At 63.3% G+C, this 24,665-nt stretch carries 24 protein-coding genes and 1 tRNA gene; 21 read left to right on the forward strand and 4 right to left on the reverse strand.

What is annotated here, in order from left to right:
- Positions 1-14: 14 nt before the first annotated feature.
- The 3 genes from ntrB to AC1D0O_RS18300 all read right to left on the reverse strand — a co-directional run bounded on the left by ntrB (position 15) and on the right by AC1D0O_RS18300 (position 3,295).
- On the reverse strand, positions 15-983 hold the full coding sequence (ntrB, locus tag AC1D0O_RS18290; RefSeq protein ID WP_477654924.1) for a nitrate ABC transporter permease: 969 nt from the start codon (positions 981-983) through the stop codon (positions 15-17).
- A gap of 57 nt (positions 984-1,040) precedes the next feature.
- The gene (locus AC1D0O_RS18295) at positions 1,041-2,285 is read right to left on the reverse strand and encodes a CmpA/NrtA family ABC transporter substrate-binding protein (protein WP_436155286.1); all 1,245 of its coding nucleotides are present in this window, start codon (positions 2,283-2,285) and stop codon (positions 1,041-1,043) included.
- Positions 2,286-2,662: 377 nt separating this feature from the next.
- Complete coding sequence (locus AC1D0O_RS18300; protein WP_477654925.1) at positions 2,663-3,295, reverse strand: ANTAR domain-containing response regulator; 633 nt, start codon at positions 3,293-3,295, stop codon at positions 2,663-2,665.
- 279 nt (positions 3,296-3,574) lie between these two features.
- Here AC1D0O_RS18300 and tsaD point away from each other — a divergent pair, with 279 nt between their 5' ends.
- Entirely contained in the window at positions 3,575-4,618 is a 1,044-nt protein-coding gene (gene tsaD / locus AC1D0O_RS18305; protein ID WP_477654956.1) for a tRNA (adenosine(37)-N6)-threonylcarbamoyltransferase complex transferase subunit TsaD, read from the forward strand.
- Positions 4,619-4,649: 31 nt separating this feature from the next.
- On the opposite strand, the gene AC1D0O_RS18310 is transcribed toward tsaD, so the two are convergent.
- A complete protein-coding gene (locus AC1D0O_RS18310) occupies positions 4,650-5,051 on the reverse strand; it encodes an Hsp20/alpha crystallin family protein (RefSeq protein WP_477654926.1) in 402 nt (133 codons plus the stop codon).
- A gap of 140 nt (positions 5,052-5,191) precedes the next feature.
- Between AC1D0O_RS18310 and AC1D0O_RS18315 the strand changes: the two genes are divergently transcribed.
- The 20 genes from AC1D0O_RS18315 (at position 5,192) to nuoL (ending at position 24,643) form a co-directional block, all read left to right on the forward strand.
- On the forward strand, positions 5,192-6,457 hold the full coding sequence (locus AC1D0O_RS18315; RefSeq protein ID WP_477654927.1) for a branched-chain amino acid ABC transporter substrate-binding protein: 1,266 nt from the start codon (positions 5,192-5,194) through the stop codon (positions 6,455-6,457).
- 53 nt (positions 6,458-6,510) lie between these two features.
- On the forward strand, positions 6,511-7,698 hold the full coding sequence (locus AC1D0O_RS18320) for a pyridoxal phosphate-dependent aminotransferase (RefSeq protein WP_477654928.1): 1,188 nt from the start codon (positions 6,511-6,513) through the stop codon (positions 7,696-7,698).
- A 153-nt stretch (positions 7,699-7,851) separates the two neighbouring features.
- Entirely contained in the window at positions 7,852-8,118 is a 267-nt protein-coding gene (gene rpsO, locus AC1D0O_RS18325; RefSeq protein ID WP_436155280.1) for a 30S ribosomal protein S15, read from the forward strand.
- A 220-nt stretch (positions 8,119-8,338) separates the two neighbouring features.
- Positions 8,339-10,456 carry a polyribonucleotide nucleotidyltransferase gene (gene pnp, locus AC1D0O_RS18330; RefSeq protein WP_477654929.1) on the forward strand — a complete coding sequence of 706 codons (2,118 nt, stop codon included), beginning with the start codon at positions 8,339-8,341 and terminating at the stop codon, positions 10,454-10,456.
- A 76-nt stretch (positions 10,457-10,532) separates the two neighbouring features.
- On the forward strand, positions 10,533-11,519 hold the full coding sequence (locus AC1D0O_RS18335) for an NAD(P)H-quinone oxidoreductase (protein WP_477654930.1): 987 nt from the start codon (positions 10,533-10,535) through the stop codon (positions 11,517-11,519).
- Between the two features lie 7 nt (positions 11,520-11,526).
- Positions 11,527-12,288: a triose-phosphate isomerase gene (gene tpiA / locus AC1D0O_RS18340; RefSeq protein WP_477654931.1), complete on the forward strand. Its 762-nt coding sequence runs from the start codon at positions 11,527-11,529 to the stop codon at positions 12,286-12,288.
- Between the two features lie 33 nt (positions 12,289-12,321).
- Positions 12,322-12,741 carry a preprotein translocase subunit SecG gene (gene secG, locus AC1D0O_RS18345; RefSeq protein WP_477654932.1) on the forward strand — a complete coding sequence of 140 codons (420 nt, stop codon included), beginning with the start codon at positions 12,322-12,324 and terminating at the stop codon, positions 12,739-12,741.
- 115 nt (positions 12,742-12,856) lie between these two features.
- Positions 12,857-12,941 (forward strand) — tRNA-Leu (locus tag AC1D0O_RS18350).
- Positions 12,942-13,036: 95 nt separating this feature from the next.
- Positions 13,037-13,396 carry an NADH-quinone oxidoreductase subunit A gene (locus AC1D0O_RS18355; RefSeq protein ID WP_007864471.1) on the forward strand — a complete coding sequence of 120 codons (360 nt, stop codon included), beginning with the start codon at positions 13,037-13,039 and terminating at the stop codon, positions 13,394-13,396.
- 54 nt (positions 13,397-13,450) lie between these two features.
- A complete protein-coding gene (locus AC1D0O_RS18360; protein ID WP_007864469.1) occupies positions 13,451-13,930 on the forward strand; it encodes a NuoB/complex I 20 kDa subunit family protein in 480 nt (159 codons plus the stop codon).
- A 3-nt stretch (positions 13,931-13,933) separates the two neighbouring features.
- Positions 13,934-14,542, forward strand: a complete 609-nt coding sequence (locus tag AC1D0O_RS18365) for an NADH-quinone oxidoreductase subunit C (protein ID WP_436155275.1) — start codon at positions 13,934-13,936, stop codon at positions 14,540-14,542.
- Between the two features lie 24 nt (positions 14,543-14,566).
- Positions 14,567-15,820 carry an NADH-quinone oxidoreductase subunit D gene (locus AC1D0O_RS18370; RefSeq protein ID WP_436155274.1) on the forward strand — a complete coding sequence of 418 codons (1,254 nt, stop codon included), beginning with the start codon at positions 14,567-14,569 and terminating at the stop codon, positions 15,818-15,820.
- A gap of 5 nt (positions 15,821-15,825) precedes the next feature.
- Positions 15,826-16,320, forward strand: coding sequence for an NADH-quinone oxidoreductase subunit NuoE (gene nuoE, locus AC1D0O_RS18375; RefSeq protein WP_436155273.1), 495 nt, complete (start codon positions 15,826-15,828; stop codon positions 16,318-16,320).
- Entirely contained in the window at positions 16,317-17,720 is a 1,404-nt protein-coding gene (nuoF, locus tag AC1D0O_RS18380; protein ID WP_477654933.1) for an NADH-quinone oxidoreductase subunit NuoF, read from the forward strand. The genes nuoE and nuoF overlap by 4 nt, the downstream gene beginning before the upstream one ends.
- Positions 17,721-17,738: 18 nt before the next feature.
- Entirely contained in the window at positions 17,739-19,895 is a 2,157-nt protein-coding gene (gene nuoG, locus AC1D0O_RS18385; protein WP_477654934.1) for an NADH-quinone oxidoreductase subunit NuoG, read from the forward strand.
- Entirely contained in the window at positions 19,892-20,965 is a 1,074-nt protein-coding gene (nuoH, locus tag AC1D0O_RS18390) for an NADH-quinone oxidoreductase subunit NuoH (protein ID WP_477654935.1), read from the forward strand. Before nuoG ends, nuoH begins: the two co-directional genes overlap by 4 nt.
- A gap of 151 nt (positions 20,966-21,116) precedes the next feature.
- A complete protein-coding gene (gene nuoI / locus AC1D0O_RS18395; RefSeq protein WP_477654936.1) occupies positions 21,117-21,614 on the forward strand; it encodes an NADH-quinone oxidoreductase subunit NuoI in 498 nt (165 codons plus the stop codon).
- 38 nt (positions 21,615-21,652) lie between these two features.
- Entirely contained in the window at positions 21,653-22,306 is a 654-nt protein-coding gene (locus AC1D0O_RS18400) for an NADH-quinone oxidoreductase subunit J (RefSeq protein ID WP_477654937.1), read from the forward strand.
- Positions 22,303-22,611, forward strand: a complete 309-nt coding sequence (gene nuoK, locus AC1D0O_RS18405) for an NADH-quinone oxidoreductase subunit NuoK (RefSeq protein ID WP_007864437.1) — start codon at positions 22,303-22,305, stop codon at positions 22,609-22,611. The genes AC1D0O_RS18400 and nuoK overlap by 4 nt, the downstream gene beginning before the upstream one ends.
- Before the next feature lie 7 nt (positions 22,612-22,618).
- The gene (nuoL, locus tag AC1D0O_RS18410) at positions 22,619-24,643 is read left to right on the forward strand and encodes an NADH-quinone oxidoreductase subunit L (RefSeq protein ID WP_477654938.1); all 2,025 of its coding nucleotides are present in this window, start codon (positions 22,619-22,621) and stop codon (positions 24,641-24,643) included.
- Positions 24,644-24,665: the final 22 nt, after the last annotated feature.

A 24,665-nucleotide genomic window follows, 5' to 3' on the forward strand; every position in this document is an offset into this window, starting at 1 on the left:
GGTTCCTTTCGAGATCAGTTCTTGACTTCTTCAAACGTGAAGGCCGTGGCCAGCTTGATCAGGGCGAACTCCAGCACCAGGCCGACGATGCCGATCACGAAGATCGCGATGATGATGTTCTTGACGTTGAGGTTGTTCCACTCGTCCCAGACCCAGAAGCCGATACCGACGCCGCCGGTCAGCATCTCGGCCGCGACGATCACCAGCCAGGCGGTGCCGACGGCCAGGCGCACGCCGGTCAGCATGTAGGGCAGCACGGCGGGGAAGAGGATTTTCGTGACGATCTTCCATTCGCTGAGGTTGAGCACGCGCGCCACGTTCATGTAGTCCTGCGGCACGCGCTGCACGCCGACGGCGGTGTTGATGATCATGGGCCAGATGGAGCAGATGAAGATGGTCCAGATGGCGGCCGGGTTGGCGCCCTTGAAGACCAGCAGGCCTATCGGCAGCCAGGCCAGCGGCGAGACCGGGCGCAGCAGGCTGATCAGCGGGTTGAACATGCGGCTCAAAAAGTTGAAGCGCCCGATCATGAAACCGACCGGAATGCCGACGACGGCCGCCATGCCGAAGCCCATGGCCACGCGTTTGAGCGAGGACAGCACGTTCCAGCCCACGCCCTGGTCGTTGGGGCCTTTGCTGTAGAAGGGGTCGCTGAAGATCTGAACCGCCTGCGCGAAGGTGTCCTTGGGCGAAGGAATGCTGCCGCCCGTGCCCATGAAGACCAGCTCCCACACCAGCACCAGCAGGCCCAGGCCCAGCACCGGCGGCAGCAGGGCCAGCCAGAGAAACGAGGCGTCCCAGGGCGCGCGCGCCGGCGGGGTAGCGGCGGCCGCCTGCACTGCGGGGGAAGGGGTGATGGGATTTGTCATGTCGTTGGCGGCGGGCGCCGATGGAAGGGCGCCGGTATCCCGGGCTCGGGCTTTGTCGCCGCCGCGGGCCGCGGGCGCGGCCTCGAGCGGGCTGTGGAATACGGCACTGACCATGGCGTGACCTCTTTGCGTGGGGTGGAAGGTTCGGTGGGCGGGTGGCGGGGCGCGGGGCTAGGCGTGAACCTTGAAGCTGTCGGCGTACTTTTTCGGGTCCTTGCCGTCCCAGACCGTGCCGTCCATCAGCTTGCTGCTGCGCATGATCTCCTTGGGAACGCTGGCCTTGGCGGCCGTGGCTGCCTGCTTGTAGACGTCGATGTGGTTGATCTGCTTGGCAATGCCCAGGTAGTCGGGATGCTCCTTGATCAGGCCCCAGCGCTTGTGCTGCGTGAGGAACCACATGCCGTCGGAGAGGTACGGGAAGCTCACCGCGCCGTCGTTGTAGAACTTCATGTAGTTGGGGTCGTCCCAGGTCTTGCCCATGCCGTTCTGGTAGCGGCCCAGGATGCGCTGGTTGATGGCGTCGACGCTGGTGTTGACGTAGCTCTTGTCGGCCACGGTCTCGGCCATCTTGTTCTTGTTGGAGAGGCTGGCGTCAATCCATTTGCCGGCCTCGATGATGGCGGCGGTGACGGCGCGCGCGGTGTTGGGGTATTTCTTGACGAAGTCGGCGGTGGTGCCCAGCACTTTTTCGGGATGATCCTTCCAGACGTCCTGGGTGGTCACTGCGGTCACGCCTATGCCGTCGATGATGGCGCGGTGGCCCCAGGGCTCGCCCACGCAGAAGCCGTCCATATTGCCCACGCGCATATTGGCCACCATCTGCGGCGGCGGCACGGTGATGACCTTGGCGTCCTTCATCGGGTTGATGCCGTTGGCGGCCAGCCAGTAGTACAGCCACATGGCGTGCGTGCCGGTGGGAAAGGTCTGGGCGAAGGTGTATTCGCGCTTGTCGCTGGCCATGAGCTTGGCCAGGCCCGCGCCGTCGACAGCGCCCTTGTCGGCGAGCTTCTTCGACAGCGTGATGGCCTGGCCGTTGTTGTTGAGCGTCATCAGCACGGCCATGTCCTTCTTGGGGCCGGCCGTGCCCATGTGCACGCCGTAGACCAGGCCGTAAAGCACGTGGGCGAAATCCAGTTCGCCGTTGACTAGCTTGTCGCGCACGCCGGCCCAGCTGGCTTCCTTGGTCGGGATGATCTTGACGCCGTATTTCTGGTCTATGCCCAGCACCGAGGCCATCACCACCGAGGCGCAGTCGGTCAGGGGAATGAAGCCGATCTTGACTTCCTTTTTCTCGGGCGCGTCCGATCCCTGCGCATACACGGCGGCGCGCAGGGCGGGGTTGATGCCCACGGCGCCCACGGCCGCGGCCTGCAGCACGGTGCGGCGTGTCAGCGAAGATTTCAGCAGTTCAGTCATGTGTCGGCTCCAGGTAAAAAAGCAAAAGACAAAAACAAAAAAGGCGCTCGACCCGGGCAGCCACGTCAAACGTGATGCAGGGTGCGAACGCCTTTGTTCCTTGGGGCACCACACACTTCGCCGTTGAAGTGCTGTGCCGGATGGCCATCATTGACCAGTGCCTAGGGCATTGCAAAAGCTGTGCCAGGGTTGGCCAACGTTGCCAAAAGAGTTGTTCTAGAGAGTGGAGATGCCAGGGAAGTCTTCTTGTGCTTGCAATCACGCACTCCCTGAAAAAAACCTCACATGGGCGAAGCGCCGCGATGTGGATCCCGATAGGTGCACCTGATTTGTGCGCTGCACCAATTGAGGGTGCCTGGGGTGATCCGGCCGGCGGATCAGCCCAGCAGGTCCAGGACGTCCAGCATGCGCTGGGCCACCTCGCCCAGGCGCAGGCCCTTGTCCATGGCGGCCTTGCGCAGCTTTTCGTAGGCGGCCTGCTCCGAGAGACCCTGGCGCTGCATCAGCATGCCCTTGGCCCGGTCTATGACCTTGCGCTCGTGCAGCTCGGTCTTGGCGTGCGCCAGTTCCTTGCGCAGGCCCTGCTCGTGCTCAAAGCGCGCCATGGCCACGTCCAGGATGGGACGGATGCGGTCCGGGGACAGGCCGGCCACCACATAGGCTGACACGCCGGCGGCGACGGCGTCCTTGACGTGGCTGGTGTCGTTGTCATTGGTGAACAGCACAATGGGCCGGCGGGCGTCCCGCGTCGCCATCACCACGTGCTCCAGGGAGTCGCGGGCTTCGCTTTCGGCGTCCACGATGATCATGTCGGGCTGCAGCTGCGCCAGGCGCTCGTCCAGGAAGGTGTCCGCCGGGAGTACCGCGACGATGTTGTAACCGTTTTCCAGCAGGCCGATGCGCAACTGGCGCGAGCGCTCGGCCAGCTCCCGCGCATGGGCGTCATCGGATACGGACTCCAGCAGGTCCGGGGCGATGATGACAAGGCGCAGGGATTGGGACGGTGTCATGGAGCCGTAAGTGCAAGAAACGTGCCCCCACGCTCCCCCACTTCGTGTGGGTCGCTGCCCCCCGAGGGGGCCGCCCGCCTGCGGCCCGGCGAAGCCGGTTCCGCGGCTCGAGCTGGGTTTAAGAATTCAGTGGGCATAACCAGTAGGGGGTATTTCACCAGTGGGGGCCGCGGGTCCGGCTTTGCCGGCCCCAGGCGCCGCCCCCTTAAGGGGGGAACGGGCTACACGTAGTGAGCCTGGACGGGGGAGGGTGATTCTTCTAAACCTTACACTCGAATGATGTTAGTTCTTGGAATCGAATCGAGTTGTGATGAAACCGGTGTGGCGCTGGTGGATGCCAGCGGCAGCGCTGTGCCGCGCCTGTTGTCGCATGCCTTGTTCAGCCAGATCGACATGCACCAGGCTTATGGCGGTGTGGTGCCTGAGCTGGCGAGCCGGGACCACATCCGGCGCGTCTTGCCCCTGACGCACCAGGTCATGGCCGAGGCGGGCAGCAGCCTGGCGCAGGTCGACGTGGTGGCTTACACGCGCGGGCCCGGCCTTGCGGGGGCACTGCTGGTGGGGGCCGGTGTGGCCTGTTCGCTGGCGGCGGCGTTGGGCAAGCCGGCCATGGGTGTGCACCACCTGGAAGGCCACCTGCTGTCGCCTTTCCTGAGCGCTGATGCGCCCGAGTTTCCTTTTGTGGCCTTGCTGGTCTCCGGCGGGCACACGCAACTGATGCGGGTGGACCGTGTTGGCAGCTACGAGCTGCTGGGCGAAACCATTGACGACGCGGCCGGCGAAGCCTTTGACAAGTCGGCCAAGCTCATGGGCCTGCCTTACCCGGGCGGCCCGCACCTGTCGAAGCTGGCCGAGGGGGGCGACGGCGCGGCTTTCAAGCTGCCGCGGCCCTTGCTGCACAGCGGGGACCTGGATTTTTCGTTTGCCGGGCTCAAGACCGCCGTGCTGACGCAGGCCAAAAAGTTGGGGCCGGAACTGGAAAGCCGCAAGGCTGACCTGGCTGCGGCCACGCAGGCGGCCATCGTTGAAGTGCTGGTCAAAAAATCACTGGCCGCCATGGCGCAAACCGGGCTCAAGCGGCTGGTGGTGGCCGGCGGCGTTGGGGCCAATGCGCTGCTGCGCAGCCAGCTCAATGCGGTGTGCAAGCAGCGCGGCATTCGCGTGCATTACCCCGAACTGCATTTGTGCACCGACAACGGCGCCATGATCGCGCTGGCTGCGGGCATGCGCTTGCAAGCCGGGCTTGAAGCGCTAAAGCGCAGCTACACCTTTGACGTGAAGCCGCGCTGGAATCTTGCTGAATTGCAGGCGGAACCGGCCTGAGCCGTGCCGCCCGCAACCCGGGGTGCTTCGATTACTGAATGTCGAGGTGGGTGACGTTGCTCACCGGGACTTTCTTGCCCAGCGTCAGGGTCAGCACGCCGTTCTCAAGCTTGGCGCTGCTGTTCGCGGTGTCGATTTCCAGCGGGAAGCGCCAGGCAGCCTTGATCTTGCGGGGAGCATCTTCCTTGCTGGACACGCGGACCACGTCGCCTTCGATGCCGATATCCAGTTGTTCGCGGGCCAGGCCGGGGACGTCGAGCTGCAGGCTGTAGGCCTTCTCAAGGTCTTCCACGCTGGCAGCTTTGGCGGCGCCGGTGTCGGAGAGCGAGGTGAAGGTGTCGTTGAGGAATTTTTCGAGTGCGCCGTTGCTCACGACGGGTGCATAGTGGCGATGAAGGGCGCGAGCGGGGCGGTTGGCGAGAGAGTAAAACATGGCGATTCCTTGATGGGTTAACAAGGGGCGGTTTCCCCTTACACTGCGCGGCGTTCACCGTGATTGCCGCATGCACACCAGTTAGGTGTGCCGCCGTTTTATTCAAGCGAAATCAAGCGAAAGCAGGGATCTATTTTTTTATGCACAAACACTTGAAACGCCTGTTCATGGCCCTATGTCTCTGCGCCTGCGTGGGGGCCGGCGCGCAAACCGCCGGCCAGCCGCCGGTTCGCATCGCGCTCATCGAAAGCCTGTCGGGCGCCTTCGCCAACACCGGCGAAGCGGTGTTCCGCAACCTGGTCTGGGCCACCGAGCGCGTCAACGCGCGCGGCGGCGTCAAGCTGGCCGGCGGGCCGCGCAACCTGGTGGTCGAGCGCTACGACAGCAAGGGCCAGAACGAAGAAGCGCTGGCGGCCTTGCGCTCGGCGATCGACGACGGCGTGACCATCATCGCGCAGGGCAATTCGTCGGCCATCGCGGCGGTGCTGATCGACGCCATCAACAAACACAACGAGCGCGAGCCGAAAAAACGCGTGCTGTTCCTGAACTACTCGGCGGTCGACCCCGTCCTGACGAACGAAAAATGCAGCTACTGGCACTTCCGTTTTGACGCGCACGCCGACATGCGCATGGCGGCGCTCATGGACGTGCTCAAGGACGACAGGGCGCTCAAAAGCATTTACCTGATCGGCCAGGACTACAGCTTCGGCCAGGCAGTGCTGCGCGAGGCGCGCAAGCAGCTGGCCACCCAGCGTCCCGATGTGCAGATCGTGGGCGACGAGCTGCACGCGCTGGGCCGCGTCAAGGATTTCATCCCCTATGCCGTGAAGATCAAGGCCAGCGGCGCGCAGGCGGTGCTCACCGGCAATTGGGGCAACGACCTGACCTTGCTGATCAAGGCCGCCAAGGAAGTGGGCTACGAGGGCAAGTTCTACACCTTCTACGGCAATGCGCTGGGCGTGCCGGGCGCGCTGGGCGATGCCGGCGTGGGCAAGGTGGTGGCCGTGGCCGACTGGTTCCCGAACGAGGCGGGTGCGCAGTCCGAGGCCTTTTACCAGTCCTTCCGCCAGCGTTTCCCCAAACCGCAGGACGACTATGTGCACATGCGCATGCAGCTGATGGTTGAGGCACTGGCCCAAAGCCTGGACAAGGCCGGCAGCGCCGAGGCCGGCGCTTTGGCGGCGCAGCTGGAGCGCGGCGCCGTCACTTTCGCGGGCCATCAGGGCGCGATGCGTGCGCTGGACCACCAGTTCCAGCAACCGCTGCTGGTGGCGCTGATGGGCAAGCAGGGCTCGCCGGGCGTGAAGTTCGACGTGGAAGGCTCAGGTTACGGCTTTCGCGTCATCAAGACGATCTCGCCCGAGCGGGCCGAGCAGCCCAGCAGCTGCAAGATGGTCCGGCCCTGAGCTTTTATTCCTTTTCTTATTGACTGACGCCGGCAGGCAGATCGAACATTTCCATGAGACAGGCCGTTTTAAACCTTGAAGAGTCGATGATCCGCCAGGTCGCCAATGCGGGCATGGGGCGCAGCGACGTGCTCAAGTTCTGGTTTGGCGAGAGTGACGAGGTCACACCGGCCTTTATCCGTGACGCGGCGGCCGCCTCGCTGCAGCAGGGCGAGACCTTTTACGCCCACAACCTGGGCCTGCCCGAGCTGCGCGACGCGATTGCGGGCTATGCCACGGGCCTGCGCTGCCCGGGCGCCGCGCCGATCACGGCCGAACGCATCGCGGTCACGTCGGGCGGCGTCAATGCGCTGATGCTGGCCGTCCAGGCGCTGGTCGATGCGGGTGACGAGGTGGTGGCGGTGACGCCGGTCTGGCCCAACCTGACGGCCCAGCCGGCCATCATGGGCGCACGGGTCAAATGCGTCAGCCTCAGGCCGGTGTCGGGCGAATGGCGGCTCGACCTGGCCGAATTGCTGGCCGCCATCACGCCGGCGACCAAGCTGCTGATCGTCAACGCGCCCAACAACCCCACGGGCTGGACCCTGGCGCGCGCCGAGCAGGAAGCCATCCTGGCGCACTGCCGCAAAACCGGCACCTGGATACTGGCCGACGAGGTCTACGAACGGCTGTATTACGAGCCCACCCCGAATGGCTGTGCGCCGAGTTTCCTGGACATTGCGGCGCCTGAGGACCGCCTGGTGGTGGTTCACAGCTTCTCCAAGAGCTTTTTGATGACCGGCTGGCGCCTGGGCTGGCTGGTGATGCCGGCCGCCATGACGCCGCACATGGGCAAGCTGGTGGAGTTCAACACCTCCTGCGCGCCGGTGTTTGTGCAGCGGGCCGGGCAGGTGGCTATTGAGCGCACGGCCGACATCACGCCGCGCGTGGTGGCCCACCTCAGAACCTGCCGCGACACCCTGGTGCCGCTGCTGCAGGCTGTGCCGGGCGTGCAACTGGCCCCGGCCAAGGGCGGTATGTACGCCTTTTTCCGCCTGGAAGACCAAGCCCGCTTCGGCGACTCCCTGGAGACCGCCAAACGCCTGGTCGTGGAGGCCGGCCTGGGCCTGGCGCCCGGAAATGCCTTCATGGTCAATCCTGGGCCCGAAGCTCAGGGCTGGTTGCGCTGGTGTTTCGCCAGCCAGGATGTGGCCAGGCTGGGGCAGGGGGTGGAACGGCTGGAACGCTGGCTTGGACCGTAACCTGGTTCTCCGGCTATAATCCAAGGCTCTGCGCAGTTTGAGGCCATTTTTGGCTTTTTGCTTGCCGGAACACGACGAAAGCGGTTTATTCAAGTCCCATGTCGGGAACGCTGCTTCGCTCGCAAGCGCACCTCGGTGCAAGAAAGAGAAAACATGATTGCAAAATCAATCAAGGCCGAAATCGTTCAGGCCAACGCACGTGCCGCCGGCGACACCGGCAGCCCTGAAGTTCAAGTGGCGCTGCTGACCGGCCGCATCAACGAACTGACCCCCCATTTCAAGGCCAACGCCAAGGATCACCACGGCCGCCGCGGCCTGCTGCGCATGGTGAGCCGCCGCCGCAAGTTGCTGGACTACCTGAAGTCCAAAGACGCCGACCGTTACACCGCGCTGATCGCCAAGCTTGGCCTGCGCAAGTAATCGGTAAAAACGATTTGAAAGCGCCTGAGTTAGTTCACTAGCTCAGGCGCTTTTTACTTCGGAGCAAGGCAAAACGAGCACGCGCTGTGTCATTCCACAAAAAAAGCCCCGGTCAGACCGCTGATCCCAGGCATTTTGTGGAATGGCATCGTGTTCAGCCAGCCGCCGCTCCGGGCCTCCCGCGCTGCCTCAAGCGTGTGAATTTAGTGGAGATAAGAACATGAGCATTTTCAACAAAGTCACCAAATCCTTCCAGTGGGGCCAGCACAAGGTCACGATGGAAACCGGCGAAATCGCCCGCCAGTCCAGCGGCGCCGTCGTCGTTGACATGGACGGCACCGTGGTGCTGGCCACCGTGGTCGCCAAGACCGACGCCAAGCCCGGCCAGGACTTCTTCCCCCTGACCGTCGACTACCTTGAGAAAACCTATGCCGCCGGCCGCATTCCCGGCAGCTTCTTCAAGCGCGAAGGCCGTCCCAGCGAATTCGAAACGCTGACCTCCCGCCTGATCGACCGCCCGATCCGCCCGCTGTTCCCCGAAGGCTTCTTCAACGAAGTGCAGGTCGTGATCCACGTACTGTCGTTGAACCCTGAAGTCGAAGGCGACATTCCCGCGCTGATCGCCTCAAGCGCCGCCCTGTCGATCTCCGGCATCCCGTTCAACGGCCCCATAGGCGCCGCGCGCGTGGCCTACATCGACGGCCAGTACGTGCTGAACCCCGGCAAGACCCAGCTCAAGGATTCGAAGATGGACCTCGTCGTGGCCGGCACCGAAGCCGCCGTGCTGATGGTCGAGTCCGAAGCCCAGCAGCTGTCCGAAGAAATCATGCTCGGCGCCGTGGTGTTCGGCCATGAGCAGGGCAACATCGCCATCAACGCGATCCATGAACTCGTGCGCGACGCCGGCAAGCCGGTCTGGGACTGGAAAGCCCCCCCCAAGAACGAGCCGCTGATCGCCAAGGTCAACGAACTCGCCGGCGCCAAGCTGCAAGCCGCTTACCAGATCCGCGCCAAGCAAGCCCGTACGCAAGCCTGCCGCGTGGTGACCTCCGACGTCATGGCGGCACTCAAGGCCGACGGTGTGGAATTCGACGGCGTGGCCGTTGAAGGCATGCTGTTCGACATCGAAGCCAAGATCGTGCGCAGCCAGATCCTGGCCGGCGAACCCCGCATCGACGGCCGCGACACGCGCACCGTGCGCGCGATTGAAATCCGCAACAGCGTGCTGCCCCGTACCCACGGCTCGGCCCTGTTCACGCGCGGCGAAACCCAGGCGCTGGTCGTGACCACGCTGGGCACCGAGCGCGACGCGCAGCGCATCGACGCGCTGTCCGGCGACTACGAAGACCGCTTCATGCTGCACTACAACATGCCTCCGTTCGCCACCGGCGAAACCGGCCGCGTCGGCAGCCCGAAACGCCGCGAAATCGGCCACGGCCGCCTGGCCAAGCGCGCACTGATCGCCGTGCTGCCCACGAAGGAAGAATTCCCGTACACCATGCGCGTGGTGTCTGAAATCACCGAGTCCAACGGCTCCTCGTCGATGGCTTCGGTCTGCGGCGGCTGCCTGTCGCTGATGGACGCCGGCGTGCCGATGAAGGCCCACGTGGCCGGCATCGCCATGGGCCTGATCAAGGAAGACAACCGCTTCGCCGTGCTGACCGACATCCTGGGCGATGAAGATCACCTGGGCGACATGGACTTCAAGGTTGCGGGCACTACCTTCGGTATCACCGCGCTGCAGATGGACATCAAGATCCAGGGCATCACCAAGGAAATCATGCAGGTCGCGCTGGCCCAGGCCAAGGAAGCCCGCATGCACATCCTGGGCAAGATGCAGGAAGCCATGGGCGAGGCCAAGGCTGAAGTCTCCGACTTCGCGCCGCGCCTCTACGTCATGAAGATCAACCCCGAGAAGATCCGCGACGTGATCGGCAAGGGCGGCGCCGTCATCCGCGCGCTGACCGAAGAAACCGGCACGCAGATCAACATCGAGGAAGACGGCACCATCACCATCGCCTCGAACGACAGCGCCAAGGCCGACGAGGCCAAGCGCCGCATCGCCGAGATCACCGCTGAAGTCGAAATCGGCAAGGTCTACGAAGGCCCGGTCACCAAGATCCTGGACTTCGGCGCCCTGATCAACCTGCTGCCCGGCAAGGACGGCCTGCTGCACATCAGCCAGATCGCCCACGAGCGCGTCGAGAAGGTCACCGACTACCTGAGCGAAGGCCAGATCGTCAAGGTCAAGGTTCTTGAGACCGACGAAAAAGGCCGCGTCAAGCTGTCGATGAAGGCCTTGCTGGACCGTCCGGCCCAGGACCAGGACCGCGGCTGATCCTTCCTGCGACGGATTTTGCTGCCGCCGGCACCCGTGCATCGGGCGCCGGCGGTGCAAATGAACTGCATACCCCATGAAAGCTGTTGAAATTACCTCCTACGGCGCGCCCGAGGTGTTGCGTCTGGGCGTCCGCCCGGAACCCACCGGCGGCGCCGGAGAGGTGGTGATTCGCGTGAGCGCCAGCGGCGTGAACCGCCCCGACGTGCTGCAACGTATGGGGAACTACCCCGTGCCGCCGGGCGCGTCCGACATCCCGGGCCTTGAAGTGGCCGGCGTGATCGTCTCCGGCGATGCGAAAGCTATGGCCGCTGCCGGCCTCAAGCCCGGCGACCGTGTCTGCGCGCTGGTGGCGGGCGGAGGGTATGCCGAACTGTGCATCGCGCCCGTTGGGCAATGCCTGCCGGTGCCTGAGGGCCTCAGCGACATCGAAGCGGCTTCGCTGCCCGAGACCTTCTTCACGGTCTGGAGCAATGTGTTCGAGCGCGCCCACCTGCAGCCGGGTGAAACCCTGCTGATCCAGGGTGGCTCGAGCGGCATCGGCGTCACCGCCATCCAGATCGCCAAGGCCATGGGCGCCACGGTGCTGGTCACGGCCGGTAGTGACGACAAGTGCGCGGCCTGCATCGCCCTGGGGGCTGACCACGCCATCAACTACAAGGACAGCGACTTTGCCGAAGAGGTGAAAAAGCTGACCCAAGGGCAGGGCGTCAACGTCATTCTCGATATGGTGGCCGGCAGCTACGTGGCGCGTGAAGTCGAGTGCCTGGCCGAAGACGGCCGCCTCGTCATCATCGCGGTGCAAGGCGGCGTCAAGGCCGAGCTCAATGCCGGCCTGGTGCTGCGCAAGCGCCTGACCATCACCGGTTCAACCTTGCGTCCGCGTTCCATCGAGTTCAAGGCGGCGATTGCAAAAGCGCTGAAGGAAAAAGTCTGGCCCCTGCTTGCGGCGGGCCGGATCAAGCCCGTCATCCACAGCACATTTGCGGCGGCCGATGCGGCCAAAGCCCATGCGCTGATGGAGTCGAATTCACATATCGGCAAAATTGTTTTGACCTGGTGAGCCAAAGATGAAAAAACTCATTGCGGGAAACTGGAAGATGAACGGCAGCCTGGCCGCCAACGCGGCCCTGCTGGACGCACTGTCGCAAGGCCTGGCCGCCGCGCCTGCCGCTTGCGAAGTGGCGGTCTGCGTTCCCGCGCCTTATCTGGCGCAGGTGCAGGCTATGCACTCCGCGCAGGCCGGCCTCGCGTCCATCGAACTGGGCGCGCAGGATGTCTCGGCGCAAGCTTCGGGTGCTTACACGGGTGAGGTGAGCGCCGCCATGCTCAAGGATTTCGGCTGCCGCTTTGCCATCGTCGGCCATTCGGAGCGCCGCCAGTACCACGGCGAAAGCGATGCGCTGGTGGCCGAAAAAGCCAAAGCCGCGCTGGCATCGGGCATCACGCCCATCGTCTGTGTGGGCGAGACGCTGGCCGAGCGTGAGGCCGGCCACACCGAAGAAGTCGTCAAGCGCCAGCTGGCCGCGGTGATCCACACCAACGGCCACTGCATCAGCGAAATCGTCGTGGCCTATGAACCCGTGTGGGCCATAGGCACCGGCAAGACCGCGTCACCCGAAGAGGCTCAGGCCGTGCACGCGGTGCTGCGCGCCCAGTTGAAGGCCGCCACGGACCAGTTCGCGCGTGTGAAAATCCTGTACGGCGGCAGCATGAACGCTGCCAATGCGGCAACGCTGCTGGCTCAGCCCGACATCGACGGCGGCCTGATTGGCGGCGCCTCGCTCAAAGCCCCCGATTTTTTGACCATTATTGCTGCAGCCCGCAAGTAACGAGCGCAGAACGCTATTAATTTAGGAGTAGATATGAACGTAGTATTGACCATTGTCCTCGCCGTGCAAATGCTGTCGGCGCTCGGCATGATTGGCCTGATCCTGGTGCAGCACGGCAAGGGCGCCGACATGGGCGCGGCGTTCGGCAGCGGCGGCTCGGGCAGCCTGTTCGGCGCCAGCGGCAGCGCGAACTTCCTGTCGCGCACCACCGGTGTCCTCGCGGCGCTGTTTTTTGCATGCACCTTGCTGCTTGCTTACTTCGGCGGCAGCTCGCTGCCGCGCAGTGGTTCCAGCGTCCTGGAAGGCACTGGGGTGAGTGCACCGGCACCCGCCGGCGCGGCTTCCGGCGCGGCCCAAATTCCCGCGACCACGGCACCCGCGAGCGGCAGCGCCGCGGTTCCAGCGGCACCCGCGCCCGCCGCATCGGGCGCCGCGCAAATCCCGACGAAATAACGTGTTTTTGCTGCCGCCTCTCGTCGGGGGAGGCGGTATTTCAGGGTAAACTCTATGACTGCCTGGAAAGCCAAAACCGCAAGGTTTCCTCATGCCATCCAGTCAGTTAAATACCGCGGACGTGGTGAAATTGGTAGACACGCTATCTTGAGGGGGTAGTGCCGAAAGGTGTGCGAGTTCGAGTCTCGCCGTCCGCACCAGAACAAGCATCGGCAGCAGCGCTCCGGCGATGCTGTCGCCTTAAACGGCAAGCTGAACAAACCGCGCAGGTGGCTTTTCAGAAGTTGAATCCACGATGAACCTCGATCAATACCTTCCTGTTCTCCTGTTCATTCTGGTCGGTGTGGGTGTCGGCGTGGTGCCCCAGGTCCTGGGGCGTTTGTTGGGCCCCGTGCGCCCCGACAGCGAAAAAAATTCCCCTTACGAATGCGGCTTCGAGGCTTTCGAAGATGCCCGCATGAAATTCGATGTGCGCTACTACTTGGTCGCCATCCTCTTCATTCTGTTTGACCTCGAAATCGCCTTCCTCTTTCCCTGGGCCGTGGCGCTCAAGGAAATCGGCCCCGTCGGTTTCTGGTCGGTCATGATTTTCCTGGGCATTCTGGTCGTGGGCTTTGTCTACGAGTGGAAAAAGGGTGCGCTGGACTGGGAATAAGAAGCTAAGAATCCCGAGGGTTCTCTAGGCGGGTCTCGCCACAAAGGTACGGGTATGTCACTTGAAGGTGTTTTCAACGAAGGCTTCATGACCACGAGTTACGACTCGGTGGTGAATTGGGCCAAGACGGGTTCGCTCTGGCCCATGACATTCGGCCTGGCCTGCTGCGCCGTCGAGATGATGCATGCGGGCGCGGCGCGCTACGACCTCGACCGCTTCGGCATGTTGTTCCGCCCCAGCCCGCGCCAGTCCGACCTGATGATCGTGGCCGGCACGCTGTGCAACAAGATGGGCCCGGCCCTGCGCAAGGTCTACGACCAGATGTCCGAGCCGCGCTGGGTGCTGTCCATGGGCTCCTGCGCCAACGGCGGCGGCTACTACCACTACAGCTATTCCGTGGTGCGCGGCTGCGACCGCATCGTGCCGGTGGACGTCTACGTGCCCGGCTGCCCGCCCACGGCCGAAGCGCTGATGTACGGCATCATCCAGCTGCAGCAGAAAATCCGCCGCACCAACACGATTGCGAGGGCATAAGGCATGTCCTCTTCTCCCGTGTCCATGGAGCAACTCGCCGAAACGATTCATGCCGTCCTCGGCGACAAGGTCAAAAGCCTGAAGACTGCGCTGGGTGAAATTACCCTCACGGTCTCCGCCGCCGACTACCTCGCGGCCGCCACCACGCTGCGCGATGCGCCCGGCTGCCGCTTCGAGCAACTGATCGATCTCTGCGGCGTCGACTATTCCGAATACCGGGACGGCCAGTACGACGGCCTGCGCTACTGCGTGGTGTCGCACCTGCTGTCGGTCAGCCTCAACCAGCGCGTGCGCCTCAAGGTGTTCTGCCCTGATGACGATTTCCCCGTGGTGGATTCGCTCAACGGCATCTGGAACTCGGCCAACTGGTTCGAGCGCGAGGCCTTCGACCTCTACGGCATCATCTTTGAAGGCCACAACGACCTGCGCCGCATCCTGACCGATTACGGTTTCATCGGCCATCCTTTCCGTAAGGACTTCCCGACCTCTGGCCACGTCGAGATGCGTTACGACCCCGAGCAGAAGCGCGTGATTTACCAGCCGGTCACCATCGAGCCGCGTGAGATCACTCCTCGTGTGATCCGTGAAGACAACTACGGCGGCCTGCAATAAGCAGCGCCGGCAAGAGATACCCACATGGCTGAAATCAAAAACTACACGCTCAACTTTGGACCGCAGCATCCCGCAGCGCACGGCGTGCTGCGCCTGGTGCTAGAGCTTGACGGCGAAGTGATCCAGCGCGCCGATCCGCACATCGGCCTGCTGCACCGCGCCACCGAAAAACTCGCCGAAAGCAAGACCTACATCCAGTCGCTGCCCTATATGGACAGGCTGGATTACGTTTCCATGATGTCCAACGAGCAGGCCTACTGCCTGGCCATCGAGAAGCTGCTGGGCGTCGACGTGCCGGTGCGCGCGCAATACATCCGCGTGATGTACGCCGAAATCACGCGCCTGCTCAACCACCTGCTGTGGCTGGGCGCGCACGGTTTCGACTGCGGCGCGATGAACATCCTGATTTACTGCTTCCGCGAGCGCGAGGCGCTGTTCGACATGTACGAGGCCGTCTCCGGCGCGCGCATGCACGCGGCCTACTTCCGTCCGGGCGGCGTCTACCGCGACCTGCCCGACAGCATGCCGCAGTATCGCGTCAGCAAGGTCAAGAACGCCAAGGCCATTGCTGCGCTCAACGAAAACCGCCAGGGCTCGCTGCTCGACTTCATCGAGGACTTCACCAACAAGTTCCCCGGTTACGTCGACGAATACGAAACCCTGCTGACCGACAACCGCATCTGGAAGCAGCGCACCGTCGGTGTCGGCGTCGTCTCGCCCGAGCGCGCCCTGAACCTCGGCTTTACCGGTCCCATGCTCCGCGGCTCGGGTTTCGCCTGGGACCTGCGCAAGCAGCAGCCCTACGACGTCTACGACAAGATGGACTTCGACATCCCGGTCGGCAAGACCGGCGACTGCTACGACCGCTACCTGGTCCGCGTCGAAGAGATGCGCCAGTCCAACCGCATCATCAAGCAGTGCGTCGACTGGCTGCGCGTGAACCCCGGCCCCGTGATCACCAGCAACCACAAGGTCGCCGCGCCGGACCGCGAATCCATGAAGTCCAACATGGAAGAGCTGATCCACCACTTCAAGCTCTTCACCGAAGGCTTCCATGTGCCCGAAGGCGAAGCCTATGCGGCGGTCGAGCACCCCAAGGGCGAGTTCGGCATCTACATCGTCAGCGACGGCGCCAACAAGCCCTATCGCCTGAAGATCCGTCCGCCGGGTTTCCCGCACCTCGCGGCCATGGACGAAATGTCGCGCGGCCACATGATCGCCGACGCCGTCGCCGTGATCGGCACCATGGATATTGTGTTCGGTGAAATTGACCGGTAGTCCCCATGATTTCTGAACAAACCAGAGCGCGCTTCGACCGCGAAGTCGCCAAATACCCCGCGGACCAGAAACAGTCGGCCGTCATGGCCTGCCTGACCATCCTGCAGGAAGAGCACGGCTACGTCAGCGCCGAAAGCGAGAAGGTCGTGGCCGAATACCTCGGCATGGCGCCGATCGCCGTGCACGAAGTCACCACCTTCTACAACATGTACAACCAGCGCCCCGTTGGCAAGTACAAACTCAACGTCTGCACCAACCTGCCTTGCCAGCTGCGCGACGGCGCCAAGGCGCTCAAGCACCTGGAGCACAAGCTCGGCATCGCCATGGGCGAGACCAGCGCCGACGGCCTTTTCACGCTGCAGCAGTCCGAATGCCTGGGCGCCTGCGCGGATTCCCCGGTGATGCTCGTCAATGACCTCACCATGTGCAGCTTCATGAGCAACGAGAAGCTGGACCAGCTCATCGAAGGCCTTCAATCCGCCGAGGCAAAGCAACCATGACGCTCGCACCCCTGACTCCTAACAGCGCAGCCGCGCAGAGCGTGCTGTCCCAGTTCTCGGCCACCGGCGTGCAGACCTGCTTCCACGGCCGGCACATCAACCCGCAAATCCTCGCTGACCTCGACGGCAGCAACTGGCGCCTCAAGGACTATGAAGCCCGCGGCGGCTACCAGGCCCTGCGCAAGATACTCAAGCAGGACGGCGGCGAGGGCATGACGCCCGACCAGGTGATTGCTGAAGTCAAGGCCGGCAGCCTGCGCGGCCGCGGCGGCGCGGGTTTCCCGACCGGGCTCAAGTGGAGCTTCATGCCGCGCCAGTTTCCGGGCCAGAAATACCTGGTCTGCAATTCGGACGAGGGCGAGCCGGGCACCTGCAAAGACCGCGACATCATGCAGTACAACCCGCACAGCGTGATCGAAGGCATGGCGATCGCCGCCTACGCCATGGGCATCAGCGTCGGCTACAACTACATCCACGGCGAAATCTTCGCGACCTATCAGCGTTTTGAAGAAGCGCTGGAAGAAGCGCGCGCCGCCGGCCTGCTGGGCAACAACATCTTCGGCAGCGGCTTCAGCTTCCAGCTCCATGCTTCGCACGGCTTCGGCGCCTACATCTGCGGCGAAGAAACCGCGCTGCTCGAATCGCTCGAAGGCAAAAAAGGCCAGCCGCGCTTCAAGCCGCCGTTCCCGGCCAGCTTCGGCCTCTACGGCAAGCCCACCACCATCAACAACACCGAGACCTTCGCGGCTGTGCCCTGGATCATCCGCAACGGCGGCCAGGCCTACCTCGAATGCGGCAAGCCCAACAACGGCGGCACCAAGATCTATTCGGTCTCGGGCGACGTCGAGTTGCCCGGCAACTACGAAGTGCCCATGGGCACGCCGTTCTCCAAGCTGCTCGAACTCGCCGGCGGCGTGCGCAAGGGCCGCACGCTCAAGGCCGTGATTCCCGGCGGATCTTCGGCGCCCGTGCTGCCGGCTTCCATCATGATGGAATGCACCATGGACTACGACTCCATCGCCAAGGCCGGCTCTATGCTGGGCTCGGGCGCGGTGATCGTGATGGACGACAGCCGTTGCATGGTCGAGTCGCTCAAGCGCCTGTCCTATTTCTACATGCACGAATCCTGCGGGCAATGCACGCCTTGCCGCGAAGGCACGGGCTGGCTCTGGCGCGTCGTGGACCGCATCCACAACGGCCACGGCAAGCAGACCGACATGGACCTGCTCAACTCGGTGGCCGACAACATCCAGGGCCGCACTATCTGCGCACTCGGCGATGCTGCGGCCATGCCGGTGCGCGCCATGATCAAGCACTTCCGCCATGAGTTTGAAGCCATGATCAAGACGCCAGCCCACCAGGCTCCCGCATCCCAGGCTTCGGCCGCCGCGCAAGCCTGAGTCCCGGAAAGAAAAAATATGGTTGAAATAGAACTCGACGGTCAGAAGGTGGAAGTGCTTGAGGGCAGCACGGTGATGCATGCGGCTGAAAAAGCCGGCACCTACATTCCGCACTTTTGCTATCACAAGAAGCTCAGCATTGCCGCCAACTGCCGCATGTGCCTGGTCGACGTGGAGAAGGCGCCCAAGCCCATGCCGGCCTGCGCCACGCCCGTCACCCAGGGCATGATCGTGCGCACCAAGAACGATAAAGCCATCAAGGCCCAGAAGGGCGTGATGGAGTTCCTGCTGATCAACCACCCGCTGGACTGCCCGATCTGCGACCAGGGCGGCGAGTGCCAGTTGCAGGACCTGGCTGTCGGCTACGGCGGCAGCGAATCGCGCTACGAAGAAGAAAAGCGCGTGGTCTTCCACAAGGACGTCGGCCCGCTGATCTCCATGCAGGAGATGAGCCGCTGCATCCATTGCACGCGCTGCGTGCGCTTCGGCCAGGAAGTGGCCGGCGTGATGGAACTCGGCATGTCGCACCGCGGCGAGCACGCCGAGATCGAAACCTTCGTCGGCATGTCGGTGGACTCCGAGCTGTCCGGCAACATGATCGATATCTGCCCGGTCGGCGCGCTGACCAGCAAGCCTTTCCGCTACAGCGCCCGCACCTGGGAACTGTCGCGCCGCAAGTCGGTCAGCCCGCACGATTCGACCGGCGCCAACCTGATCGTCCAGGTCAAGAGCAACAAGGTCATGCGCGTCGTGCCGCTCGAAAATGAAGACGTCAACGAATGCTGGATCGCCGACCGCGACCGCTTCTCGTACGAAGCCCTCAACGGCGACGAGCGCCTGACCAGCCCCATGCTCAAGCAGGGCGGTGAATGGAAAGCCGTCGACTGGCAGACCGCGCTCGAATACGTGGCCAACGGCCTCAAGCAGATCAAGGTCGACCACGGCGCCAACAGCATCGGCACCCTGGCCAGCCCGCACAGCACGCTCGAAGAGCTCTACCTGGCCGCCTCATTGATGCGCGGCCTGGGCAGCGAGAACATCGATTACCGCCTGCGCAACGCCGAGTTCGCCGCGCCTTCGGCCATCCGCTGGCTAGGCACCTCCATCGCTTCGCTGTCGCAGCTGCAGCGCGTGCTGGTGGTTGGCTCCAACCTGCGCAAGGACCACCCGCTGTTCGCGCAGCGCATACGCCAGGCCGTTCGCAAGGGCGGGGCGCTGAGCACCATCAACTCCGCCGCCGAACTGGCAAGCGCCGACGCGTGGGCTATGCCCGTCGCCAACACCCTGCTAACGGCGCCTGAAGCCTGGGTCCAGGCCCTGGCCGATGTGGCTGCCGCGATTGCCGCCGACAAGGGCGTCGCTGCGCCCGCAGCCGGCAATGCCACCGATGCCGCCAAGGCCATCGCCAAGTCCCTGCTGGGTGGTGAGCGCAAAGCCATCCTGCTGGGCAATGCCGCGGCGCACCACGCCAAGGCCTCCAGCCTGCTGGCGCTTGCCAACTGGATCGCCGTGCAGACCGGCGCCACCGTGGGTTACCTCACGGAAGCCGCCAACACCGTGGGCGCCCAGCTGGCCGGCGCCTTGCCGGCAGGCAAGGGCCTCAACGCAGGCCAGATGCTGGACGGCCAGCTCAAGGCCGTGATCCTGCTCAACAACGAACCCGAGTTCGACTCGGCCGTGGGCGCCAGGGCCAAATCCACGCTCAACGCCGCGCAAATGGTCGTGACGCTGAGCCCCTTCAAGGCCAACATGGCTTTTAGCGACGTGCTGCTGCCGATCGCGCCTTTCACCGAAACCCCCGGCACCTTTGTGAACGCCGAAGGCCGTGTGCAGGGTTTCCACGCCGTCGTCAAGCCGCTGGGCGATACCCGTCCGGCCTGGAAGGTGCTGCGCGTGCTGGCCAACCTGCTGGACTTGCCCGGTTTTGATTTCGAGTCCTCGCAGGACGTGCTCAAGCAGGTCGCCGGCGCCGATGCGGCGCAGCTTCCCGCGGACAAGCTCGGCAACGGCACCCAGGCCGCTGTCGACCTGTCGGCGGCTCCCGCCCAGGCGCCTGCCGTGGCCAGCATTTACCAGCTCGACGGGCTGGTCAGGCGCGCCACATCGCTGCAGCTGACGGCGGATGCCCGCCAGGCGGCCGGCCTCGAAGCCAGGCTCGAAGGAGTGACGGCATGATTGATGGAATCTTCGCCTTCGGCCAGGGTTTGATGGGCGGCATCTGGCCGGCCACCGTATGGCCTGTGCTGTGGACGCTCATCAAGATCGTCTGTGTTCTGCTGCCGCTGATGGGCCTCGTAGCCTACCTCACCTTGTGGGAGCGCAAGGCCATCGGCTTCACCCAGATTCGCCTCGGGCCCAACCGCGTCGGGCCTTTCGGCCTGCTGCAGCCGATCGCCGATGCGCTCAAGCTGCTGACCAAGGAAATCATCATTCCGACGGCGGCCAGCAAGGGCCTGTTCGTGCTCGGCCCTATCATGACCATCATGCCGGCCCTGGCCGCCTGGGCCGTGATTCCCTTCGGGCCCGAGATCGCGCTGGCCAACATCAATGCCGGCCTGCTGTTCCTGATGGCCATCACCTCGCTGGAGGTCTATGGCGTGATCATCGCGGGCTGGGCTTCCAACTCCAAATACGCCTTCCTCGGCGCCATGCGCGCCTCGGCGCAAATGGTCAGCTATGAAATCGCCATGGGCTTTTGCCTGGTGGTGGTGCTCATGGTGTCCGGCAGCCTGAACATGACCGACATCGTGATGAGCCAGGGCAAGGGCATGCTGGCAAGCAAGGGCTGGACTTTCCTGTCCTGGAACTGGCTGCCGCTGCTGCCGATCTTTGTCGTCTACTTCATCTCGGGCCTGGCCGAAACGAATCGCCACCCGTTTGACGTTGTCGAAGGCGAGTCCGAAATCGTGGCCGGCCACATGGTCGAGTACTCGGGCATGGCCTTCGCGATGTTCTTCCTCGCCGAATACGCCAACATGTGGCTGGTTGCCATCCTGGCCGTGCTGCTGTTCCTCGGCGGCTGGCTGCCTCCCGTCGAAGCCCTGAGCTTCATCCCCGGCTGGATCTGGCTGGGCGCCAAGACCTTTGTGGTGGTCACCATGTTCCTGTGGGTGCGCGCCACCTTCCCGCGCTTTCGTTACGACCAGATCATGCGCCTGGGCTGGAAGATTTTCATTCCCGTGACCCTGGTCTGGCTGGTGGTCGTTGGCGCCTGGATGCAGACCCCCTACAACATCTGGAAGTAGACATGGCCCCCACGCTTTTCACTTCGTGTAATGCGCTGCCCCCCGAGGGGGCGCTGCGCCTGCGGCCCGGCAAAGCCGGTTCCGCGGCCCCTGCTGGGGCAGAGCCTCTCGCGAGCACCCCTTATCTGACTCAGTTGCGCAGGAAATCATCATGAGTGCCGTAGCTTCCATCAAAGACTTTGCGTCGAGCTTCATGCTCACCGAGCTGTTCAAGGGCATGGCCTTGACCGGCAAGTACATGTTCAGCCGCAAGATCACGGTCCAGTTCCCTGAGGAAAAAACCCCGCTGAGCCCGCGTTTTCGCGGCCTGCATGCGCTGCGCCGCTATGAAAACGGCGAAGAGCGCTGCATCGCCTGCAAGCTCTGCGAAGCGGTTTGCCCGGCGCTGGCCATCACCATTGAGTCCGACGTGCGTGAAGACGGCAGCCGCCGCACCTCGCGCTACGACATCGACCTGACCAAATGCATCTTCTGCGGTTTCTGCGAAGAGAGCTGCCCGGTCGACTCCATCGTCGAGACCCACATCTTTGAATACCACGGCGAAAAACGCGGCGACCTGTATTTCACCAAAGAGATGCTGCTGGCCGTGGGCGACCGGTATGAATCCGAAATCGCCGCGAACCGCGCGGCAGATGCCAAGTACCGCTGAATCCCAAGCCGCTGGCCCAAGAAAGAATCCACAAGAACATGGACGCTAAAACAGGTCTTTTTTACGTTTTCGCCGCGGTGCTGCTGTTTGCTGCATTCAAGGTGATTACCGCGCGCAACCCGGTGCATGCGGCGCTTTACCTCGTGCTGGCGTTCTTCCAGGCGTCCGCCGTCTGGATCCTCCTCAAGGCAGAGTTCCTTGCCATCACGCTGGTGCTCGTCTATGTGGGCGCCGTGATGGTGCTCTTCCTGTTCGTCGTGATGATGCTGGACATCAACATCGACAGCATGCGCAAGGGCTTCTGGAAACATTTCCCTCTGGCCGGCTCCGTCGGCGCCATCATCGCGCTGGAAATGTCTTATGTGTTGATGGGCGGCTTTCGTGAGCCACCCAAAGTCGCGACCGCCGCGGGCCAGATAGGCGCGCAGGTCTCCAACACCAAGGAGCTCGGCAAGCTGCTGTACTCAGAATACCTCTACCCGTTGGAAGTCGCTGCGGTGATCCTGCTGGTGGCCATCATTGCCGCCATCGCGCTGACCCTGCGCGCGCGCAAAGACTCCAAGTACCAGAATCCTTCAGAGCAGATCCGGGTCAAGCGCGCTGACCGCGTGAGCCTGGTCAAGATGAAATCCGTGATGCCCGCACCCGTTGTGGTTGCGGCCCCCGCAGCCGCCGAGGAGAAGAAGGCATGACGCTCACCCTGGGACATTTTCTTTCGCTGGGCGCGATGCTGTTTGCGCTGTCGGTCATCGGCATCTTCCTGAACCGCAAAAACCTGATCGTGCTGCTGATGGCCATCGAGCTCATGCTGCTGGCGGTCAACATGAATTTTGTGGCCTTCTCCTACTATCTGAACGACATGGCCGGCCAGGTGTTCGTGTTCTTCATCCTGACCGTCGCCGCGGCCGAATCGGCCATAGGCTTGGCCATCCTGGTGCTGCTGTTCCGCAACAAGTCCAGCATCAACGTAGACGAACTCAACACGCTCCAGGGCTAAAAACAAGATGAGCCAAACCCTCTCCGCATCGGCCCTGCTGGCCGTCCCGCTTGCGCCCCTGGCCGGCGCCCTGGCGGCCGGTATCCTCGGCACCTCTTTCGGCGGCAACTGGATAGGCCGCCGCCTGTCGCACAGCCTGACCATCCTCGGCGTGCTGGTAGCCTTCATCATCTCGGCGATGACGCTCAAGAGCGTGGCCATCGACGGCGCGCGCTTCAACGAGACGCTCTACGCCTGGATGAACGTCGGCGGCCTGAAGATGGAAATCGGCTTCCTGGTCGACGGCCTCACGGCCATGATGATGTGCGTGGTGACCTTTGTGTCGCTCATGGTGCACATCTACACCATAGGCTACATGGAAGAGGACGAGGGCTATAACCGTTTCTTCGCCTACATCTCGCTGTTCACCTTCTCCATGCTGATGCTGGTGATGAGCAACAACATGCTGCAGCTGTTCTTCGGCTGGGAAGCCGTGGGCCTGGTGTCCTACCTGCTGATCGGTTTCTGGTTCAACAAGCCGACCGCCATCTTCGCGAACATGAAGGCCTTCCTGGTCAACCGCGTGGGCGACTTCGGTTTTATCCTCGGCATAGGCCTGATCGCCGCTTACGCCGGTACGCTCAATTACGGTGAGGCTTTTGCCAAGGCCGGTGAACTTTCGAGCATCAAGTTTCCCGGCACCGGCTGGATGCTGGTGACCGTGATCTGCATCTGCCTCTTTATAGGCGCGATGGGCAAGTCGGCGCAATTCCCGCTGCATGTCTGGCTGCCTGACTCCATGGAAGGCCCGACGCCTATCTCCGCGCTGATCCACGCGGCAACCATGGTGACGGCCGGCATCTTCATGGTGGCGCGCATGTCGCCGCTGTTTGAGCTCAGCGACACCGCGCTCAGCTTTATCATGGTGATTGGCGCCATCACGGCCTTGTTCATGGGCTTTCTCGGCATCATCCAGAACGACATCAAGCGCGTGGTCGCGTATTCCACGCTTTCGCAGCTGGGCTACATGACGGTGGCGCTGGGCGCCTCGGCCTATTCCGTCGCGGTGTTCCACCTGATGACGCACGCTTTCTTCAAGGCGCTGCTGTTTCTGGCGGCAGGCTCGGTCATTATCGGCATGCACCACAACCAGGACATCCGCTGGATGGGCGGCGTGCGCAAGTACATGCCCATCACCTGGATCACCTCGCTGCTGGGCACGCTGGCCCTGATCGGCACTCCTCTGTTCGCGGGTTTCTACTCCAAGGACAGCATCATCGAAGCCGTCCATGAGAGCCACCTGGCGGGCGCCGGCTTTGCCTACTTCGCGGTGCTGGCGGGCGTCTTCGTGACGGCCTTTTATTCCTTCCGCCTGTATTTCCTGGTGTTCCACGGCAAGGAGCGCTACGACCAGAACCCCGACGCGCACCACCATGGCCATGACGACCACGGCCATCATGGCGAGCACCACGAGCCGCACGAATCCCCCTGGGTGGTGACGGTGCCGCTGATCCTGCTGGCGATCCCGTCCGTGGTCATCGGTTTCATGACGATTGAACCCATGCTCTACGGCGAGTTCTTCAAGGGCGCGATCTTCGTGAACCTTGAAAAACATCCCGCCATGGAAGAGCTCAAGCAGCTGTTCCACGGCCCGGTCCAGATGGCCCGGCATGGGTTGATGGCGCCGCCCTTCTGGCTGGCCCTGAGTGGCTCCGTCCTGGCCTGGTATATGTACATGATCAACCCGGCCTTGCCCGCCGCGATCAAGCGCATGTTCATGCCCATCTTCACGCTGCTCGAGAACAAGTACTACTTCGACTGGTTCAATGAAAACGTGCTGGCCCGCGGAACGCGCGCCCTCGGCACCGCGCTCTGGAAGGGCGGCGACCAGAAGCTGATCGACGGCGCGCTGGTCAACGGTTCCTGGAAGGTGATCGGCTGGGTCTCCGGCATGGTCCGCCGGCTGCAGTCCGGCTACATCTACCACTATGCCTTCGGCATGATCATTGGCGTGTTTGTGTTGATGACGTATTTCGTCTGGCTCAATCGCTGATCAGTTCAACAAAATCAAGGAA

The organism is Polaromonas sp. P1_F2 (genome assembly GCF_056405735.1).

Bases quoted from the DNA above. Each gene is read 5' to 3' on its own strand.
- ntrB (WP_477654924.1), bottom strand. From the start codon at position 983: ATGGTCAGTGCCGTATTCCACAGCCCGCTCGAGGCCGCGCCCGCGGCC.
- AC1D0O_RS18295 (WP_436155286.1), bottom strand. From the start codon at position 2,285: ATGACTGAACTGCTGAAATCTTCGCTGACACGCCGCACCGTGCTGCAG.
- AC1D0O_RS18300 (WP_477654925.1), bottom strand. From the start codon at position 3,295: ATGACACCGTCCCAATCCCTGCGCCTTGTCATCATCGCCCCGGACCTG.
- tsaD (WP_477654956.1), top strand. From the start codon at position 3,575: ATGTTAGTTCTTGGAATCGAATCGAGTTGTGATGAAACCGGTGTGGCG.
- AC1D0O_RS18310 (WP_477654926.1), bottom strand. From the start codon at position 5,051: ATGTTTTACTCTCTCGCCAACCGCCCCGCTCGCGCCCTTCATCGCCAC.
- AC1D0O_RS18315 (WP_477654927.1), top strand. From the start codon at position 5,192: ATGCACAAACACTTGAAACGCCTGTTCATGGCCCTATGTCTCTGCGCC.
- AC1D0O_RS18320 (WP_477654928.1), top strand. From the start codon at position 6,511: ATGAGACAGGCCGTTTTAAACCTTGAAGAGTCGATGATCCGCCAGGTC.
- rpsO (WP_436155280.1), top strand. From the start codon at position 7,852: ATGATTGCAAAATCAATCAAGGCCGAAATCGTTCAGGCCAACGCACGT.
- pnp (WP_477654929.1), top strand. From the start codon at position 8,339: ATGAGCATTTTCAACAAAGTCACCAAATCCTTCCAGTGGGGCCAGCAC.
- AC1D0O_RS18335 (WP_477654930.1), top strand. From the start codon at position 10,533: ATGAAAGCTGTTGAAATTACCTCCTACGGCGCGCCCGAGGTGTTGCGT.
- tpiA (WP_477654931.1), top strand. From the start codon at position 11,527: ATGAAAAAACTCATTGCGGGAAACTGGAAGATGAACGGCAGCCTGGCC.
- secG (WP_477654932.1), top strand. From the start codon at position 12,322: ATGAACGTAGTATTGACCATTGTCCTCGCCGTGCAAATGCTGTCGGCG.
- AC1D0O_RS18355 (WP_007864471.1), top strand. From the start codon at position 13,037: ATGAACCTCGATCAATACCTTCCTGTTCTCCTGTTCATTCTGGTCGGT.
- AC1D0O_RS18360 (WP_007864469.1), top strand. From the start codon at position 13,451: ATGTCACTTGAAGGTGTTTTCAACGAAGGCTTCATGACCACGAGTTAC.
- AC1D0O_RS18365 (WP_436155275.1), top strand. From the start codon at position 13,934: ATGTCCTCTTCTCCCGTGTCCATGGAGCAACTCGCCGAAACGATTCAT.
- AC1D0O_RS18370 (WP_436155274.1), top strand. From the start codon at position 14,567: ATGGCTGAAATCAAAAACTACACGCTCAACTTTGGACCGCAGCATCCC.
- nuoE (WP_436155273.1), top strand. From the start codon at position 15,826: ATGATTTCTGAACAAACCAGAGCGCGCTTCGACCGCGAAGTCGCCAAA.
- nuoF (WP_477654933.1), top strand. From the start codon at position 16,317: ATGACGCTCGCACCCCTGACTCCTAACAGCGCAGCCGCGCAGAGCGTG.
- nuoG (WP_477654934.1), top strand. From the start codon at position 17,739: ATGGTTGAAATAGAACTCGACGGTCAGAAGGTGGAAGTGCTTGAGGGC.
- nuoH (WP_477654935.1), top strand. From the start codon at position 19,892: ATGATTGATGGAATCTTCGCCTTCGGCCAGGGTTTGATGGGCGGCATC.
- nuoI (WP_477654936.1), top strand. From the start codon at position 21,117: ATGAGTGCCGTAGCTTCCATCAAAGACTTTGCGTCGAGCTTCATGCTC.
- AC1D0O_RS18400 (WP_477654937.1), top strand. From the start codon at position 21,653: ATGGACGCTAAAACAGGTCTTTTTTACGTTTTCGCCGCGGTGCTGCTG.
- nuoK (WP_007864437.1), top strand. From the start codon at position 22,303: ATGACGCTCACCCTGGGACATTTTCTTTCGCTGGGCGCGATGCTGTTT.
- nuoL (WP_477654938.1), top strand. From the start codon at position 22,619: ATGAGCCAAACCCTCTCCGCATCGGCCCTGCTGGCCGTCCCGCTTGCG.